This is a genomic window from Clostridium sp. MT-14 (assembly GCF_042436595.1).
In the GTDB taxonomy this organism is placed as follows: domain Bacteria; phylum Bacillota; class Clostridia; order Clostridiales; family Clostridiaceae; genus Clostridium_B; species Clostridium_B aromativorans.
This window is the reverse complement of record NZ_JBHMIY010000012.1, coordinates 45,506-62,263: the sequence shown is the minus strand read 5'-3', so window position 1 is coordinate 62,263 and position 16,758 is coordinate 45,506. Positions and strand designations below refer to the sequence as shown.

General features: G+C 36.4%; 17 protein-coding genes. 2 read left to right on the top strand and 15 right to left on the bottom strand.

Annotated features, from left to right (window positions below):
• Positions 1 to 70: 70 nt before the first annotated feature.
• From ACFHWD_RS10365 to eutM, 15 genes are read right to left on the bottom strand one after another with little or no spacing between them, the layout of a single operon-like run.
• A complete protein-coding gene (locus ACFHWD_RS10365; protein WP_378061754.1) occupies positions 71 to 619 on the bottom strand; it encodes a BMC domain-containing protein in 549 nt (182 codons plus the stop codon).
• The gene (locus ACFHWD_RS10360; RefSeq protein WP_378061782.1) at positions 616 to 1,962 is read right to left on the bottom strand and encodes a 4Fe-4S dicluster domain-containing protein; all 1,347 of its coding nucleotides are present in this window, start codon (positions 1,960 to 1,962) and stop codon (positions 616 to 618) included. The genes ACFHWD_RS10365 and ACFHWD_RS10360 overlap by 4 nt, the downstream gene beginning before the upstream one ends.
• Before the next feature lie 43 nt (positions 1,963 to 2,005).
• A complete protein-coding gene (locus tag ACFHWD_RS10355; protein WP_179976940.1) occupies positions 2,006 to 3,415 on the bottom strand; it encodes an aldehyde dehydrogenase family protein in 1,410 nt (469 codons plus the stop codon).
• Positions 3,399 to 4,421, bottom strand: coding sequence for a cob(I)yrinic acid a,c-diamide adenosyltransferase (locus ACFHWD_RS10350; RefSeq protein WP_150355908.1), 1,023 nt, complete (start codon positions 4,419 to 4,421; stop codon positions 3,399 to 3,401). Before ACFHWD_RS10350 ends, ACFHWD_RS10355 begins: the two co-directional genes overlap by 17 nt.
• Positions 4,422 to 4,464: 43 nt before the next feature.
• Positions 4,465 to 4,740: a EutN/CcmL family microcompartment protein gene (locus ACFHWD_RS10345; protein WP_150355909.1), complete on the bottom strand. Its 276-nt coding sequence runs from the start codon at positions 4,738 to 4,740 to the stop codon at positions 4,465 to 4,467.
• Between the two features lie 30 nt (positions 4,741 to 4,770).
• Positions 4,771 to 5,577, bottom strand: a complete 807-nt coding sequence (locus tag ACFHWD_RS10340) for a flavoprotein (protein ID WP_150355910.1) — start codon at positions 5,575 to 5,577, stop codon at positions 4,771 to 4,773.
• A 35-nt stretch (positions 5,578 to 5,612) separates the two neighbouring features.
• Positions 5,613 to 6,449, bottom strand: a complete 837-nt coding sequence (gene eutJ / locus ACFHWD_RS10335; RefSeq protein WP_229980992.1) for an ethanolamine utilization protein EutJ — start codon at positions 6,447 to 6,449, stop codon at positions 5,613 to 5,615.
• Positions 6,436 to 7,107: a BMC domain-containing protein gene (locus ACFHWD_RS10330; protein WP_378061750.1), complete on the bottom strand. Its 672-nt coding sequence runs from the start codon at positions 7,105 to 7,107 to the stop codon at positions 6,436 to 6,438. The genes eutJ and ACFHWD_RS10330 overlap by 14 nt, the downstream gene beginning before the upstream one ends.
• Positions 7,108 to 7,150: 43 nt before the next feature.
• The gene (locus ACFHWD_RS10325; protein ID WP_150355912.1) at positions 7,151 to 7,594 is read right to left on the bottom strand and encodes a glycerol dehydratase reactivase beta/small subunit family protein; all 444 of its coding nucleotides are present in this window, start codon (positions 7,592 to 7,594) and stop codon (positions 7,151 to 7,153) included.
• Between the two features lie 15 nt (positions 7,595 to 7,609).
• Entirely contained in the window at positions 7,610 to 9,448 is a 1,839-nt protein-coding gene (locus tag ACFHWD_RS10320; protein ID WP_150355954.1) for a diol dehydratase reactivase subunit alpha, read from the bottom strand.
• A 12-nt stretch (positions 9,449 to 9,460) separates the two neighbouring features.
• Complete coding sequence (locus ACFHWD_RS10315; RefSeq protein WP_150355913.1) at positions 9,461 to 9,988, bottom strand: diol dehydratase small subunit; 528 nt, start codon at positions 9,986 to 9,988, stop codon at positions 9,461 to 9,463.
• Between the two features lie 11 nt (positions 9,989 to 9,999).
• A complete protein-coding gene (locus tag ACFHWD_RS10310; protein WP_150355914.1) occupies positions 10,000 to 10,674 on the bottom strand; it encodes a propanediol/glycerol family dehydratase medium subunit in 675 nt (224 codons plus the stop codon).
• A gap of 19 nt (positions 10,675 to 10,693) precedes the next feature.
• A complete protein-coding gene (locus tag ACFHWD_RS10305) occupies positions 10,694 to 12,358 on the bottom strand; it encodes a propanediol/glycerol family dehydratase large subunit (protein ID WP_150355915.1) in 1,665 nt (554 codons plus the stop codon).
• A 42-nt stretch (positions 12,359 to 12,400) separates the two neighbouring features.
• Complete coding sequence (gene pduB / locus ACFHWD_RS10300) at positions 12,401 to 13,288, bottom strand: propanediol utilization microcompartment protein PduB (RefSeq protein ID WP_150355916.1); 888 nt, start codon at positions 13,286 to 13,288, stop codon at positions 12,401 to 12,403.
• A gap of 19 nt (positions 13,289 to 13,307) precedes the next feature.
• Positions 13,308 to 13,589 carry an ethanolamine utilization microcompartment protein EutM gene (gene eutM, locus ACFHWD_RS10295; protein ID WP_150355917.1) on the bottom strand — a complete coding sequence of 94 codons (282 nt, stop codon included), beginning with the start codon at positions 13,587 to 13,589 and terminating at the stop codon, positions 13,308 to 13,310.
• A gap of 304 nt (positions 13,590 to 13,893) precedes the next feature.
• On the opposite strand from eutM, the gene ACFHWD_RS10290 reads away from it, so the two are divergent.
• Together ACFHWD_RS10290 and ACFHWD_RS10285 are read left to right on the top strand one after the other, a co-directional pair.
• Positions 13,894 to 15,114 carry a PocR ligand-binding domain-containing protein gene (locus tag ACFHWD_RS10290; protein ID WP_378061746.1) on the top strand — a complete coding sequence of 407 codons (1,221 nt, stop codon included), beginning with the start codon at positions 13,894 to 13,896 and terminating at the stop codon, positions 15,112 to 15,114.
• Between the two features lie 24 nt (positions 15,115 to 15,138).
• Complete coding sequence (locus tag ACFHWD_RS10285; RefSeq protein ID WP_150355919.1) at positions 15,139 to 16,695, top strand: response regulator; 1,557 nt, start codon at positions 15,139 to 15,141, stop codon at positions 16,693 to 16,695.
• Positions 16,696 to 16,758 lie beyond the last annotated feature (63 nt).

Genomic DNA, 16,758 nt, shown 5'->3' with positions numbered 1-16,758 from the left:
TTCGGATAAAATTTATAAATTCCAGCAAATAAATACTTTACTGGAATTTAATAAGATAATCTACTCTTTTTTACAGAAGATATTGCAAAAGCTCCTTACTTGGCCTTGATATAACTGCTTTGTTAACCAGCATTCCACTTTCCAGAGCTGTATTTGATCCAACTGTAACCGCATTTTTAACTGCACTTACATCCCCTGTAAGGGTTATAAAAGCTTTCCCGCCTATACCCATGCCCAGCCTTACCTCTATGAGCTTTACATTGGCAGATTTAGCCGCTGCATCTGCCGCTATAATAGCAGAAGCTACTCCGAAAAATTCCATAACTCCCAGATCCTTCAATTCGTCAATTCCCGTGGCCTCACTAATTGCAGCAATCACCTGGGGATGTACATTGGGGAGCACCAATTTATCTACCACATACTGTGCCCCTATATTTTGCCCGCTTTGAACTGCCGATTTCACAGCTCCTACATTTCCTGTAATAAGTATCATATACTTTCCGGGGCAAATGGTTTTTGCTAAAAGCAGTTGTACCTCTCCACTCTTAATCATCACATCTGCCGTCTCAATTCCCCTGGCTATACTATTTAATTCTATTAAACCTATAGTTCTTATCATGGTATCACCTCAACTTGCATAGTCTTTATGACTACATTTTGACCTACTTCAATAACTTCACCGTCAACGCTGGCATGTACGTTTGAACCCATTTTACCCTCTTCTATTTTCCCAATCAGCTGTCCTTTTTCAATCTTATCTCCCGTTTTTACCACAGGAGAAGCCGGTGCTCCTATTCCCTGCTTTAATGGAATACTCACTTCTTCGGGACTTATTTCTTCCCCTTCTTCAATTTGCTGATCTACATATTTGTTCAATGCCAATCTTGATATCAACCTTTTTGTAGGTACTTTCCTGTAATCTCTGAGAACATGTCCTTCAAATATATTCGTAATATTTTTCCATTTTATACCTTTTTCTCTTAACTTTCCCTTAAAGTATACATTTATGCGTTTAGGAGACAGTCCCATTGGACAAGCATATAATTCGCAAATACCGCATTCACAACATATGAGTGCTTCCTTAAACAATTCATCATTATCCTCGCTCAACGCAACAGCTCTCATTATCTTATGAGGATGAATCGGATGTCCAATTAAAAATCTAGGACACATATCGGTACAATAATGACATTGTATGCAAGCTGATTTAGCCTGATTTTTCATATGTTTTATAGTCATCTTTTCTCTCTGAGCTAAATAGTGATCCGATGGAATTACAAGAACTGCACCATCTGTTTTGGTAATAACCCTATTTTCGAATGATTCTTCTGAAAGTAATTTTCCCATCATAGGTCCGCCCATTATAACCACATAATCATCTACGGTAGTTCCGCCGCATTTTTCAATGCACTCTTTAACCGATGTACCTATTGGAACTTTGATAATTGAAGGGTTATATACCTCTCCTATGACAGTTACAAATTTATATATAACTGGTTTATCCTGTATAGCTTCAAATATATTAAATACCGTTCCCACGTTTGATACCACTGCACCTACATTTAAAGGGATTCCTCCAGGAGGTATTGTTCTGCCCGTTACTTCATAAACAAGCGTCTGTTCATCTCCTGCAGGATAAAAAGCACTGCTTAAATGAAGTTCTACTTTAGAATTCAGCTTTTCTATGGATTCTCTAAGAGCACGGATTTCATCATAGTACTCTTCCTTTAAACCTATTACAATGTGTACAGCTTCAATTTTATCACCTATCTTCTCCGCTGTACTCACTATCTCATCGCTTTTATTTCTCATTAAATATTTATCTGATTGCAAAAGTGGCTCACATTCCAGACCATTTATTATAAAATACTCAACTTTACAATTTAGCTTGATATAAGTTGGAAATCCTGCTCCTCCAGCACCTATAATACCTGCTTCTTTAATCTTATTTAATAAATCCAACATTACACCTCTCTTTCCCCCAAGGATCCTAATATAGACTTATTTAAACTATTCTAAATGAATCCACCATAGAGCATCTTCTTATTCTAGTAAAGGAAACAGCATTCGTAAGCCCCTCACCTGTAGGTCCTGCTATAGTATAAGTTGTATAACCCTCTCCTCCAAAACCTATGCCTGCATAAGAAGGTGCATTTTTAACAAATATGGTAGTATCTATTTTTCTTGCCATTTCAGTCAAATTATCTATATTCTTGGAATGCATTATAGCGGTATGTCTGTTACCATGCTCATCTTCTACGGCCAGTTTTAATGCCTCTTTAAAATCTTTTGTTTTAACTATTGGCAGTATAGGCATCATCAATTCCAACTGTACAAATGGATGACGATTTTCAGTTCTGTAAATCAAACATTCCGTTTCATCCGAAGCTCTTTCACCTATGCTATCAAGAAGATATTTAGCACTTTTGCCAACAAAAGTTTTATTTATAGAATATTGGCCGGTTTTGCTATCCTGATTTAAAACCTTTCTAACCAATTTATCTGCCTGAGTATCGTTTATCTCATAAACCGCCCTATTTTCCTTCATATACTCAATAAGCTGTTCATATACATCCTCAACTACCAAAGCTTCTTTTTCTGCTATGCAAGGTAAATTGTTATCAAAACTGCACCCTGATATTATATCCTTGGCTGCTTTTTTAATATCTGCGGTTTCGTCAACTACAACAGGAGGGTTTCCTGCCCCAGCACCTATAGCTTTTTTACCTGAAGACAGTACCATTCTTACTATTCCAGGTCCACCTGTAGCAACAAGCATTCTTATTCTCTTATCCTTTAAAAGTACATTGGTATTTTCAAGTGAAGGTTTTGCAACAGCAGTGAGTAAATTGTCCGGTCCTCCTGCTTCCTTTATAGCTTTATTTAAAACTTTCATAGTTTCTATAGATGACTTAAATGCACCTGGATGTGGTGAAAATACCACCGTGTTTCCTCCTGCCAGCATGCATATTGCATTGCAGGCAACTGTAGCAGCAGGGTTAGTAGACGGAGTTATAGATCCTATCACTCCAAAAGCACCCCGTTCAACCAATGTAAGACCCTTATCGCCCGTATAAGCTTCAGTCTTCAGAATTTCTGTACCCTGGGTTTTTTCAGCCACCAGCTTTAATTTCAAATACTTATGATCGACTCTGCCCATTCCTGATTCTTTTACACAGAGATTAGCTATATTCATCGCATTTTCCAGCAGTGCTTTTTTCATAGAACTTATCAATTTTTCACGCTGTTCAAGAGTATATTTCTGATAAACCTTTTGAGCCTCATAAGCTGCTTCTATAGCTTCATCCATAGTCTTAAATACTCCATCGCTGACTTTCTCTTTAGTATCTTTTTCATTTAACTCTTTTAACACTTTTTCTATTATCAGGGATAAATCATTACCTTTTAATTCCATACTTTACTACCTCCTCAAAAACTTCTACTCCATATTTTGAAACGCTGGTATCTTCATCTACTGTACCCCCGCTTACTCCTATAGCTCCTACAATATGCCCATCTATTTTTAAAGGAAATCCCCCTGCAAAAGTTATTATGTTTTCATCGTTATTAAGCCCATAGAACTCTCCTCCTGGCAGTAATGCCTTATATAGTTCTCCTGTAGGGCTTTTAAGAGCTGCAGCCGTATATGCTTTTTTAAAAGCAACTTTCAAGCTTATTAAAAGAGAGTTATCCATTCGCTCCAGCAGTATCACATTACCGTCAAAATCTACAATACATATTACCATTGGTACACCTATATCATAAGATTTTTCTATGCATTTCCCGGCTATATATTCAGCAGTCTCCCTGTTAAGTACTGTATTTGTCAGCAAGTTTTTTTGGGGATTGCCTCTGCAGTCGATTTTCTCGCCACTGTTTAAGCTAGTTAGCTTCTCTTCTGTCTTTTTTAAAATATCCTTATAGTCGAAATACCTAGCTACAGCATATATAGCATCAGATAACCTATTTACATATTTTTGCAAGCTGTCATTTACTTCATAATGATTTCTGAGTTCTGATATATATCTTTCTGCCCTTCTCACATCTGTTCTAGCCACATCAAGATGAGCAGATTCCACAGTACCACCTGGTACTATAAATCCATTTTGTACAGGACGCATTCTATCCAGTTCATCTATAGTATCTTCTAAAAACACAACATCCTCCTCTTCTATCCTGGACCTATAATTTTTAGTTCCCAGCGATGCCAATTCTGCTGCAACCTCAAAGAGAGTTTTTTGTATTTTTAAAAGTTTGCCCTTTAAATTCTCATCTTCCATGCAAGCTCTAGCAAGACCAATAGATGAATTTGCCTCATCTATACTCCCGTAGGCCCACACTCTAAGATCATATTTGTTTGTTCTCTCTCCACCCACCAAACTGGTACTTCCCTTGTCACCAGTTTTAGTGTATATCTTCATACCAATCACCACCTAAAATGCCATTTTAAAAAAGGCAAATACATCAGTGTTTGTTCCACTCCACCTCATCTACAATCCCGACGATAGACGCATCTGCCGGTATATCACTTCCCGACTCGCTGGCATTCCTAGCTCCACTTCCCGTAACCACAATGACAATTTCATTAATTCCAGCTCCTACTGTATCTATAGCCACCACAGGTTCTCCTATTATATTTTCATTTTCATCTATTTTTTTTATAATAAGCAGTTTACTTCCAACCAATTTTTCATTTTTTTGAGTAGAAACAACATTTCCAACTACTTTAGCTAAATACATGCTCATCCCTCTTTCTTAAAATTCAGGTGATCAATAATATTTTATAACTATATTATTATTGTCCACATAATCTTTCGCCAGAGGAGTTATCAATGACCCTTGCTTTATATAAATTTCCCTTGAATTATCCATATTAGCTAAAATATCTTTCGCAGTTACAACATCGGATAATATTTTATTTTTTCCACAGGGTTTTGGTATATTATGGTCAGTTATATTTTTATCCTTAACCTCCGTATTGGATGCAGTCTTCTTTTCCTGACTACCTGCAGACGAATCATTTAAAAGGAGAAATTTGCTCTTTAAAGTTCCACCAAGCTGATCTCCCTCAATAAAATCAACTCCCAAGCTGGACAAATTATCTCTGTAGCTCAATATAAATCTATTATATGCTTCATTTCTACTTAATCCTAAACCTACATTCTTAGAATTCTGAGGATCAAAACTGTCTGATACAGCAATGATTTCCCTATCCATCATAAGAGCTTCGGCTATTCCCAAGGTAACCAAATTATCCTCTATGCCAACTGCACATTTTGCCAGTGTATTTCTAGTCATCACCGGTATCAAAACCAGATCATCTTCTCTCACTGCATTAGTCAGTTCTTCTTTACATTCTATCAGTTTTCCATTGAGAGCATCCACATATTTTTGTGGTATTACCCTTTTTGCAGATTCTGTCATTACTATATCGTACTGCAATATACTCATAGAGGCCAGCATCTCAAATATATCCTTTATATTTACCGCTCCTCCTGATATAAACAACAATATTCTCCTATTTAACATATTCATAATTTGGGCAACCATAGGCCTTAGCAAATCTTTTATATCCATTTATTCACCCCACTTATATAAGCTGACAGCTATACTTACTTCTTGATATCATTCATAGCTATTCCCATAGGCGTTACAAGAAGAGGATTATATGGCTTAATAGTTTCTATACCAGTATATTTTTTAAATATACTCTCTATATTTTTTAAACAACAAGTCCCCCCCACCAGGTATATAGTGCTCACATCATATCCTTCAATATTTTTCAATACTATATCCGCCATTTTTTCAATTACCGGTCTGACTAGAGCAAATACCTCATCATAATTTTCCTCGTTTATCTTATATTTTTCTGCCTCTTCATAATCCATATGAAGTGCTCCGGATACAACTAAGCTCAAATGATGTCCTCCTGTAGGTTCATCTGCTGAATGTACCACTTTGCCATCTTTTAATACTGATATTCCAGTAGTTCCTCCTCCTACATCCACTACTGCACCATCTCTTATCTTCAAAACATTAGAAGCTGCAGTGGGTTCATCTATTATATTGGTAACTATAAAATCAGCGGCCTCAACTACATTTGCAATAACCTTCGTATTTCCGGAACTTATTCCCGGTGGTATAGCTGTAGCAGCATATTCCAGCTTTCTATCTAAAACAACCTCTAGCTTTCCCTTTAATTTTCTAAGTATATTCACAGCATTCAAATATTCAACCACTATACCGTCCCTTACCACATTAGCGGAATACAGCTCCCCAGTAACAGGTCTATTATTTTCGTCCAGAACTGTTATCACAATATTAGAAGTCCCTAAATCCACCCCAACTTTTAAATTTTGATCTACATGAATCTTATTAGGACTTTTAAATGATTTCTCCATTTCCATAATAAATGAATTGGCCTGCTTTAACATATTAGTTTCCATCATTCTCTATCGCCTTTCCATGATTTTTATAGTGAATACACAGATTTCTCGGCTGTCCCTTTTTCCTAGGGCATTGAGGATCATGGCATATATTGCATACTTCCTTATTATCTTCTTCATTTTTCTTTTCCTTGGAGGAATCATCATTTTGAACTTTAACAGTCTGCTTCCTTTCAGGTACAGTTTCCTCAACTACGTCAGTGGAACCTTCCTCTTCAATTTCTTCACTCAGATTAGCTTCTTTCTGGATATCTCCATTTTTTTCATTCAAATGAGGTTTCTGTGAATTAGAATTTTCCAATTTTTCATTCTGTCCTATTTTTACTTGAGAATCTGTATCCTCATCCTCAGCTTTTTCACGTTTTTTTTCAAGCCCCACTGTTTCTTTTGATTCTATAATACTATCTAAATTTTCAGCAGGCCTTGGTATAACAAGAGTAGAATAGACACCGTTGACCTTACCTGCACTTACCTTTGCTGCGTTGATTGCAGCTTTAACCGCTCCCACATCTCCCTTTATCTTAATTGTTACAAGGCCTCTCCCTCTGGTCAGTTCGTAACCTATAAGAGTTACATTTGCTGATTTTACACAACTATCTGCAGCTTCTATTGCCGCAGCCATTCCAATAGTTTCAATAATACCAAGGGCCTCTCCATTCATAAAAATCCCTCCCTTGTTACATATGGAGTAACTACATAAAATTTTAGGAAATATTCAAATTAAAGTCCTTCAAAGCAGAAATAACCGCTGATTTTACCTGCTGACCCAATTGATTTTCATCTGTATCTTCAAAGGATTTAAAAGGCATTACTTTATAAAGTCTGGCAGCATTACAGCCAATTATCCTGGCTTTACGTTTTTCATAATAATCAAGCCTCATATCTATAAGAGGATGATTTTCTTTAAGCTTACTATAATGGAGTACTACTCTATCATTTTTCAATGCAATGGCTATTCCCATTCTAGATTCCTCAGAAACCTCATAAGCAATTTTAATTATTTCATCCTGGGTAAAATTCATATTTTTCAATTCATAGGGAATGCCCTCTTCTTCTAACCCGGCGAGAATCTCTTTTAAAAGAGATTCTGCAGGATTATCCAGGCATACATTTATACAAGGTCTATTTACACTTACATTATCAATCATATCAAACTACCTCTTTTATCCTCTGGATTTATCAGAATGTATACTCTGGTAATAGGCAATTACCAGACCTGTAGCTACTGCATTTCTAGGTCCCATAAGGCCCCGTATATTGCCGCTGCCGCATATTACTCCATAATGGGACAATTCATCGGATATCATTTCAGGTATTTCAAAATCCAGTGCAGATCCTCCCACAAGCACCACAAAGTCCACAGATCTTATATTATGATCAGGTGCTATATCCTTTAGAGCTCTTTTAATATTTGTTACAAATACTTTTTCTTTGGATTCTCTCCTGACCATTCTTATCTTCTCTATAGAATGCTTAGTCGGAATTGGGATCAGATCATTTTCACTTTTTACAATTACATTTCTCGCAAATAGAGAAGAATCCAGCTGATTTTGATAAAAACATACATTTCCATCTTCATATCTTATATTAAAAAGACTTTCAACTTTAGCCAGAGGATATCTCTTTATATCCTCTGCTAAACTCACGTCATCTAATCCCAACTCTGAATTTATCAGCATTGTAACCATCTGACCTGCTCCTGCATGATGAATGGATCTTATATTATCCTCTCCACTTATATAGGCTGAATCTGTAGAACCTCCTCCTATATCGAGTATTACCAATGGTTTATCCGTACCCGGAGTAGTAAGCGCTCCCCTAACTGCTACATTTGCCTCAACTCCGCCTATTATAACTTTTACCTTGGTTTCATTTTCCAATTTTTTAGCAATACTCTCCATAGGTAACCTGCTGGTTTTTACCATGGCTGCCAGTGCCACCGCATTTTCAAGGGAGAATTCACCGGCCACTCCCCCTTGAACTTTTTGAGGTATAAAGGTATCCACAGCTAAAATATCCTGAATTTTCACATTGTCTATACTCTGACTTGTAAGCTCGCTCATTACCTGTCTTACTCTTTCCAACATTCCGCCTACATTGGTTCCTGATTCACCTGTTACATCTTTAATAGGCCATAATTTTTCCAATTCATTCATTATCGTTTCTGAACCATTTTCTATTGGAATCTGCTCTTTTTGTTTTTCTCCCATAAGTATCAATTTTCCGGCAGGTATGACTCTCTCTTTCACATCTCCTTCAGGAGTCCTTATTACAACGGCGGATCTATTTCCAATCAGGGCCCTTGCTATTGGAATAACATGTTTGGTTTCCTCTGGCGAAAGTTTAAAAACTGTAGCCAGTCCATAGGGATTTGACAACACCTTTATAGTCCTTCCAAGAGATGCAACCTCTACTGCTGCCAACATTCCCATAGGAACTTTATCTATATAAGATACTTCATCTACAATAGGAATATGCTTTTTCAGTCTATTGTTTATTATGACCCCATCATCACCTTGTACTATGGCAGCAGTGATATCAATATTATTGTCAAAGGCCTCATTCAATCTATTTGCAGCAGTTTCAAAATCAACTTTTCTAGGAATTACACATATTACAGGCTCATTTGCTGACATGTTTTTCAGTTCATCTAAATATATGGTTTTTCCAACTCCTATTCCCATACCTCCAGGGGTATCCGGATTATGCCCTATCATGGTAGACTCTGTAATGATCGTTTCGGTTATAGTCTCCATAGCTACATCTCCAATAACCGGAGTTGCTTCATTTATACATATGACATCTAAATTTTCTATCTTTATATGTATATTTTGACAAGCATCTTCCAGAGCTCTCATTATTCCCGCCACATTATCCAGGGTCCCTTTAATTCCTGTAGTCCTGCCTATACTACTTGTTTTAAACTCTAATTTGTCTTCCACATCCGCGATTGCAACTTCAGTAGTGGAATTTCCTATATCAACTCCTGCTACAAATTTCATCATATCACCCGCCTAAGCTCTCAACATATTTCTCTTTTCATAAACTTCAGCTGCTTCTCTCACAAGTGAAGCATTTATCTTGGCACCGTAGTCATTTTCAAGTTCCTTAGCTATATCCAAAAGTTCCTGTTTTGTCGATCTATGAGGTCTCATTGCTCCATATATTTCAAGAACCCTGGCATCTGGAACTTTTGTGAGTTCAGCTGCTCTTTTAAGATTTTGTGCGAACTGTTTTCTTCCAACTGATTCCGCTATCTGAGCTTGATACAGAAGCACTTCTGGAGTTATCTTTATATCATCTGGAGTTATCTTTCCATTTAAAACATTCTCTATATTTATATCATTTATGTTTTTACCTGTTTTGGTCTTTACAAGATCAGGTCTTTTCTTGCTCAACGGATAATCATTTTCTGCATTTAAAGTATTCCCGGTAGAACAAGAAGATGAATTGTTTTGAGCCGTTTTGTTTCCAGCTCCATCAGAACCTATATTTTTTAAAACTTCATTAACTATCTGTTCTATCAAATCATTATTAGCCATAATTTTCACCCCTATTCAAAACTTACTTTTAGTTCGACAGGTTTAGCACTTCTATTCACATGCTCAGTTTCCTTTATGTGAAGTATTGCAGCTTTTGCCTGATATTTCGGTCGTGCCATCTGATCATTTACAACTGGTACTGGATCTGGAGACTCACCTTTAGCATATCTGGCTGCATTTTTGCCTATTGCCCTAAAAGTCTTCTTGTCAATCAACGGTGCCTGTGAAAACAACTCCAGGTTATTTAATGGATCCAAATCTTTTTGATGAATAACCGTGGTGCCCTTTGACTGTATTCCTATGCCAACACCTGAGCCACTTAACTTAGCTGCAGCATGAGCTATAAAAGCCACATCAGAGGTATTTAAAACCCTTATAAGCCTGTAGGAAATCCCCTCTTCTTCTATGCCTGCAAGAATTTCTCTCAGGACTTCATTGTGAGGTATTCCTATTATAGTTTCAGTTTGGTATAATCCAAAAGCCGGCGCCAATCCCACTACTACTTCATCACTCTTCTTACCCCGTTGTGCAGGACCTATTTCCTCTATTTTCATGTTTCCCACTTTGGAGGCTGGAGCATCGCCGCCTGCAGAAGTACTGTTATGAGATCCACCAGATTGCAATTGCTCTAAAACTTTCTGCACTATAGACTCTATTAATTCCTCGTTAGATACTGAATTTACCATATTCCAATCCCTCTCTTTCTTACATTTTTTCAGGATCTAGAGCAAATGTTATGTCTTTCAATTTATTCCATCTTTCTCCCTCTACTCTATAACCGGTTCCAGGTCCCATATAGTCATTTTTATCATTGACAGCACTTATAACATTGAATTTATTATCAAATATTGAAGATGCATGCAGATAATCTCCCGCTATCCTCTGTCTCAATATATTGAGGACATTTTCAGCTACATCTTTAAAACCGCCCTTATAAAGTCCCTTTACTATATCCAATCCAGTTACTCCTCGGGACAATAATTCCTGAGCTGCCTTCAGATCTTCCACTACATTTCTAGCTGGCATATCCTTGCTTCCATGGGCATAGGTTGCAGCTTCAACTTCCTCATCGGTTATAGCAGGGAGCCCAAGCTCTTTAAACAGTGCCTGCATTGCTCTAGCTGCCTTATTCCTAGCTGCCACTACATCTTCTTCTTTTACCGGCTGAAGTCCTCCATCAACTTTAAGGTCTCTCTGAAGCACTATCCAATCATCATAATCCTCCGCATCCCAGTTGGAACCTGCAAACATGTTGTCGTAGTTTGGAGTTGAACTATAACCGGAACATATAAAGTCAGTTCCTGGTAAGAACTGCATCATTGTCCTTGCAGTTTTTCTAATATCTGAATGTGTGAAAGTCTGGTCATTACTTGAAGCAACTTCAAGATCCAGCATTTCAGTTATAAGATTTTCACCCAATACTGCCCTTATTCCTCCTGGTACTGCTGCTGGAACACCTATACAGCTGACTGAACCATTCTGAAGGCCTTGAACTCCGGCACCCTTTGTTATCATTATGCATCTTGCTTCCAGATAGAGCATGGATTTTCCTTCTGCATAACCCATCTGAACTTCAGAACCGGTTCCAGAAGTAAACCTCATTTTAAGTCCCCTTGAAGCATAAGCCGATGCAAGAAAAGCTTTTGAATATGGAGTATCATCACCATCTACAAATACATTTTCCGTACCGTATACGGATATTGTTTCTGCATAAGCCGTATATCCAAGCATACCCAATCTAAGCTCTGTAGCTTCCTCCAACGAGCACTGTGTCAACACTCCAGGTCTTCCTGTCTGTGCTCCCACCAGAATTCCAATTGCATTGAATGGTGCATATCTCACTATACCTACGGTAGTTTCCATTTCCGCAAAGCCCCTGATACCTGATTCAGCAGCATCTGCTGCAATCTGTACCGGATTATCCCGCACATTGGTAACATGTGCCTGGTTGGCAGGTGTTTTCCTTGCCCTCATCTTCTGAAGAGCCATCATCATTTCAACTACATTTAATTTATCAACTACTTCCACCAATTTTGCCGCAGTAAGTGAAGTTGTTATCTTTATTATTTCATCTCTCGAAACATTTATATCAACCAGCATTCTTGCAATATCAGTTGAATCCAGTGCCATGGCTTTTTCGGTATTCTCTAGATTTATTGAATGATCTGCTAAAAAAGTGTCTATAAAATCAAACTCTTCCCTCTTTTTTCCATCCATTTCGACTACTTTTCCATTCTCCAATTTAATACTTGGAGCTGGATCACTTGGACTTCCTATTGCTATAAGCCCAACTTCCGGCCATTCTTTAACATACCCATCTTGATGAATCGGTCTTTTCTCTAATACTTCAAATCTCTTGGATCTTTTCATTAACTAGAACCCTCCTTAAAACATATTAAACCCTTTAAATTTTTAAATATAAGGTTTACCAGTAGTAGACACAGGATTCTGTCCCATTGATCTTGCTATAGATAACCCCACTTCTCTAGCGGCAACTACCGATTGTCTTACAGCACCTGAATCTCCAGTTATAGTTATGATAACCTCATTTGTATAGGAAGTCCCTCCATTTCCAGGACTTGCATAACTTACCAGGTCAACGTTTGCAGTTTTGAGCGCTTTATCTGCCATTACCACTCCCAATCCTGCCGGAGCCCCTACTATTATGCCAAAAGATTTTCCTATTGGAGCACCAAAGGCCTTGTTCAATGCATAGCTTGCCCTGGCAGTGTAGTGAAGTTCCACATGGCCTGCATCAAATCCATAAACATCTCCAAAGGTTCTGTTCGTATCCCTAAGTGCAACTTCCACTGCCCTTCTCGAATCCGATACATCCTCTGAAGCCAATATGATCAAGGCACCATGTCCTGCACCGCCTTTAGTATCCCTTGGAAGTTCGATACTTACAACTTCCGTATTAGTAGCTTTTACAGCCTCATCTGCAGCCATTATCTGTGGACCTGCCCCTGTTCTGTCACTTATGATTCCTATAGAACGATATTTCTTGTCAATACCCATTTTTTCATGTAACATACTGTCAACATTTGCAATTACCAGTCCAACTGTATCCCCATAGTTTGATGTTCCAACATACTCAGTTATTGGTGATGGTGCACTCATTGAATCTACCTCCCTCTCATTATCTATTTTATTTTCTTTTCGAATATCATTATTTTGCCTTTGCATTAAATTTTCAGATGAGGATTTTATAATTTTATTCAGCTGTTCTTGATCAAAATTTTTCAAATCCACCTTTTTTCTTATTTCATCTAAAACCTTCTCTATTAACTCATTATCCATCATATCTACCCCTAATCAATTATTCTGAAATTTTAGGTAATATTTTTTCCACGTCTGTATGAGGTCTTGGAATAACATGTATTGATACAACCTCTCCTACTCTCTTAGCTGAAGCTGCACCGGCATCTGTAGCTGCTTTCACTGCGCCTACATCACCTCTTACCATAACAGTTACAAGCCCTGAACCAATTTTTTCATAGCCTATAAGAACTACGTTTGCTGCTTTTACCATTGAATCGGCAGCTTCTATTGCTCCTACCAATCCTCTTGTTTCTATCATTCCCAATGCTTCCTGTCCCATAGGAACACCTCCATATAAATAATATTAATTCTTAAAATTAATTTTACATTACTTTCGCATACTTATTTTGCAAATTATTGATTAATTTAATACATATATTAACTAATTTAATTTGCACTTTTTATATCTATTTATGTACTTTTTTTACATTTGGATTTGATAAATTTATATTTCAGGTTATAATTATATATAAATACAGCTTCTGTATGATTTGAATATTTTCAATTGTCTAAAGATATGATAATATGAATTTATATATTGAATTTATTTATAAAAAATCTGTTTTACATTATGAGGTGTTTATATGGATGATTTAGAGCACTATACATTGGATAAACTTATAGATGTAGGTTCTCTGCAGGACATACAAGACAAGTATTCTAAATTGACAAATCTATCTACCATAACTGTAAATAGAAATGGCGTTCCCCTTATTAAGCCCAGTAATTTTTCAAAATTTTGCAACCTCATCCGAACCTCAAAGGAAGGCTACAGGAGATGCATAAATTGCGATGCCATGGGAGGAATAAAATCTTCTAAATTAAAAAAGCCCATTATCTATCGCTGCCATACGGGACTTACAGATTTCTCTTCCCCTATAATTGTGAATAATGTTCACATTGGATCAATGCTTTGTGGACAAGTATCCATAAAGGAAAATGATACAAGAAATTCAATTAACTTAAAAAAGATTTCTAAAGAATTGTATCTGCCATTGGATAAGTTAGAAACTGCTCTGAAAGAAATAAATATAGTAGCTTACGAAAAGATAAAAAATTCAGCTGATTTTATGTATATGTTTGCAAATCTCATTGCCAAAATGGGAGTTGCCAACATCACTCATTCTAAGCTGTTACAGGAAACCAAGGAAAAAATGAAGTTTCAGCAATTAGCCAGGGATATTCAAATAAAATCCATTCAATCTCAAATCAACCCTCACTTTCTATTTAACACATTGAATACCATGGCCAGCATGTCACTCTTAGAAAGTTCTAACAACACTGTAGAACTCATATATGCACTGTCTGATATATTGAGATATAGTTTAAGAAATTCTGATAAGATGGTAAATATATCTATTGAAATAGACAATATAAAAAAATATCTGTACATCCAATCTGTAAGATTTAAAGATAAATTAAGTTATAAAATAAATATCTCGGACAATGTGTTGAATTGTAAAATTCCCGCCATGACCCTGCAGCCCATAGTAGAAAATGCCGTCATACACGGTATAGAACCCAAAAAAGAATTTGGAAAAGTTTATATAGATTCAGAAACTGTAGCGGGAAACTATGTAATTTTCAAAATTCAAGATAATGGGGTGGGAATAGAAGCTGCAAAATTAAGATCTCTGAAAGATAAAATGAATTCTTCAAGTAGAGATGATTCAAATATCAGTATAGGGATCCAAATAGTTCAGGATAGAATAAAATACTATTTTGGAGCACAATACGGAATTGACATTAAAAGCTCACCTAATGTGGGAACAACAGTTTATATTAAAATTCCACTAGTACATTAAAATTTAGCGGAGGTGATTATATCAATGTATAGATTGCTAATTGCGGATGACGAAACATTAGAGCGTCAAGCTATGAGACTTGTATTAAGAAAATCCTTCAAAAATCTAGATATTGTTGAAGATGCTAAGACTGGAAGTGAAGCTATACTATTTGCCAAAAAATATAACCCTCACATAATTATAATGGACATAAAAATGCCTGAAAAAAATGGACTTGAAGCCCAAGAGGAAATATCTAAGTTTCTTCCAAACGTAAAAACTATTATACTGACTGCTTATGATGACTTCAACTTTGCCCAAAATGCCATAAAGCTTGGAGTAAAAGATTATATTTTAAAGCCGGCAAAACCTTCAGAAGTAAAGGATTCCATAAATAAAATATTATTTTTACTTAAAAAAAGAGATAAGAACTTTACAACTCTAAACAACAATAAAATTGATTCTGATAAAAATATAATTCATACTGCCATAGATTTTATAAATAAGAATTTTAATAAAAATATAAGTTTGGAATCTGCTGCTGAAGAAGTACATCTAAGTCCTCAGTATTTTAGCAGATATTTTAAATACAATACAGGTATAAATTTTATAGATTATCTATCCAAAATCCGTCTGAAAGAATCAAAACGCCTTTTAACTACTACAGACAAGAGTATAAGAAATATAGCTCTTAGTGTAGGATATATAGATCCGGCATACTTTAGCAAAGTTTTTACCAAATATGAAGGACTGTCTCCCAATAAATATAGAACCTTCAAAAAAAGCATACACGTCAATTCAACTTATATGAATTTAGATGATGTAGAGGAAAAAGCATCACATGTATACAAAATTGAGAATATGGTAAAACAGATAAATGAATTCACTTTAACTTCACCCTATAACAGAATTTCAGAATTAAATAATATAAGAATTTTTGATGCGCCATTAATAGGAGTCGCTCAAGCCCGGGATCCATTATTTTTAAAATTAAAGGACAGTACAGTGGTAGATCCCAGACACTTAACCCCTAAAGAGTGGATGCCTGAAGCAAAATCAGTTATATCCTATTTTCTGCCTTTTTCATCTGCTATTAGAAACTTATTTAAAAACAAAAACTCTGTTTCTTCACTAAAGTGGACTTATGAAAAAATCGAAAATATGTCCTTTGTCAATACGCTCTGTAAATTTATATCCAAAAACATAGGAGAAATGGGAGGAATTTCGGTCATTCCCTCAATAAGTCCAAGATTTACAGTGAAAAACTATAAAAGCAATTGGTCAGAAAAACATATAGCATTTATATCCGGACTGGGAACTCTCAGTTTGAATAAAACTCTCATAACTAAACGCGGTTGTGCAGGAAGGCTTGGAAGTATAATTGTAAGTATACCTTATAAAGCCACCAAAAGGGCTTATAGTGGAGTTTACGATTACTGCAATTCCTGCGGAAGCTGCATCCAAATCTGCCCGCATCACGTTATTGGCAGATACAATAAGGGAAATATATCCTGTACCAATTTTTTATGTCAGAAATGCCAGCTGTCAATGCCCTGCGAATACAAAATTCCCTTAGAAGCCAGGAAAAAAATAGCAAGATAATTATCCAGTGATTCCTGAATTCAGGTGGAGTTTACCCTAAAGAATGTTTTCTTCACCTGAACT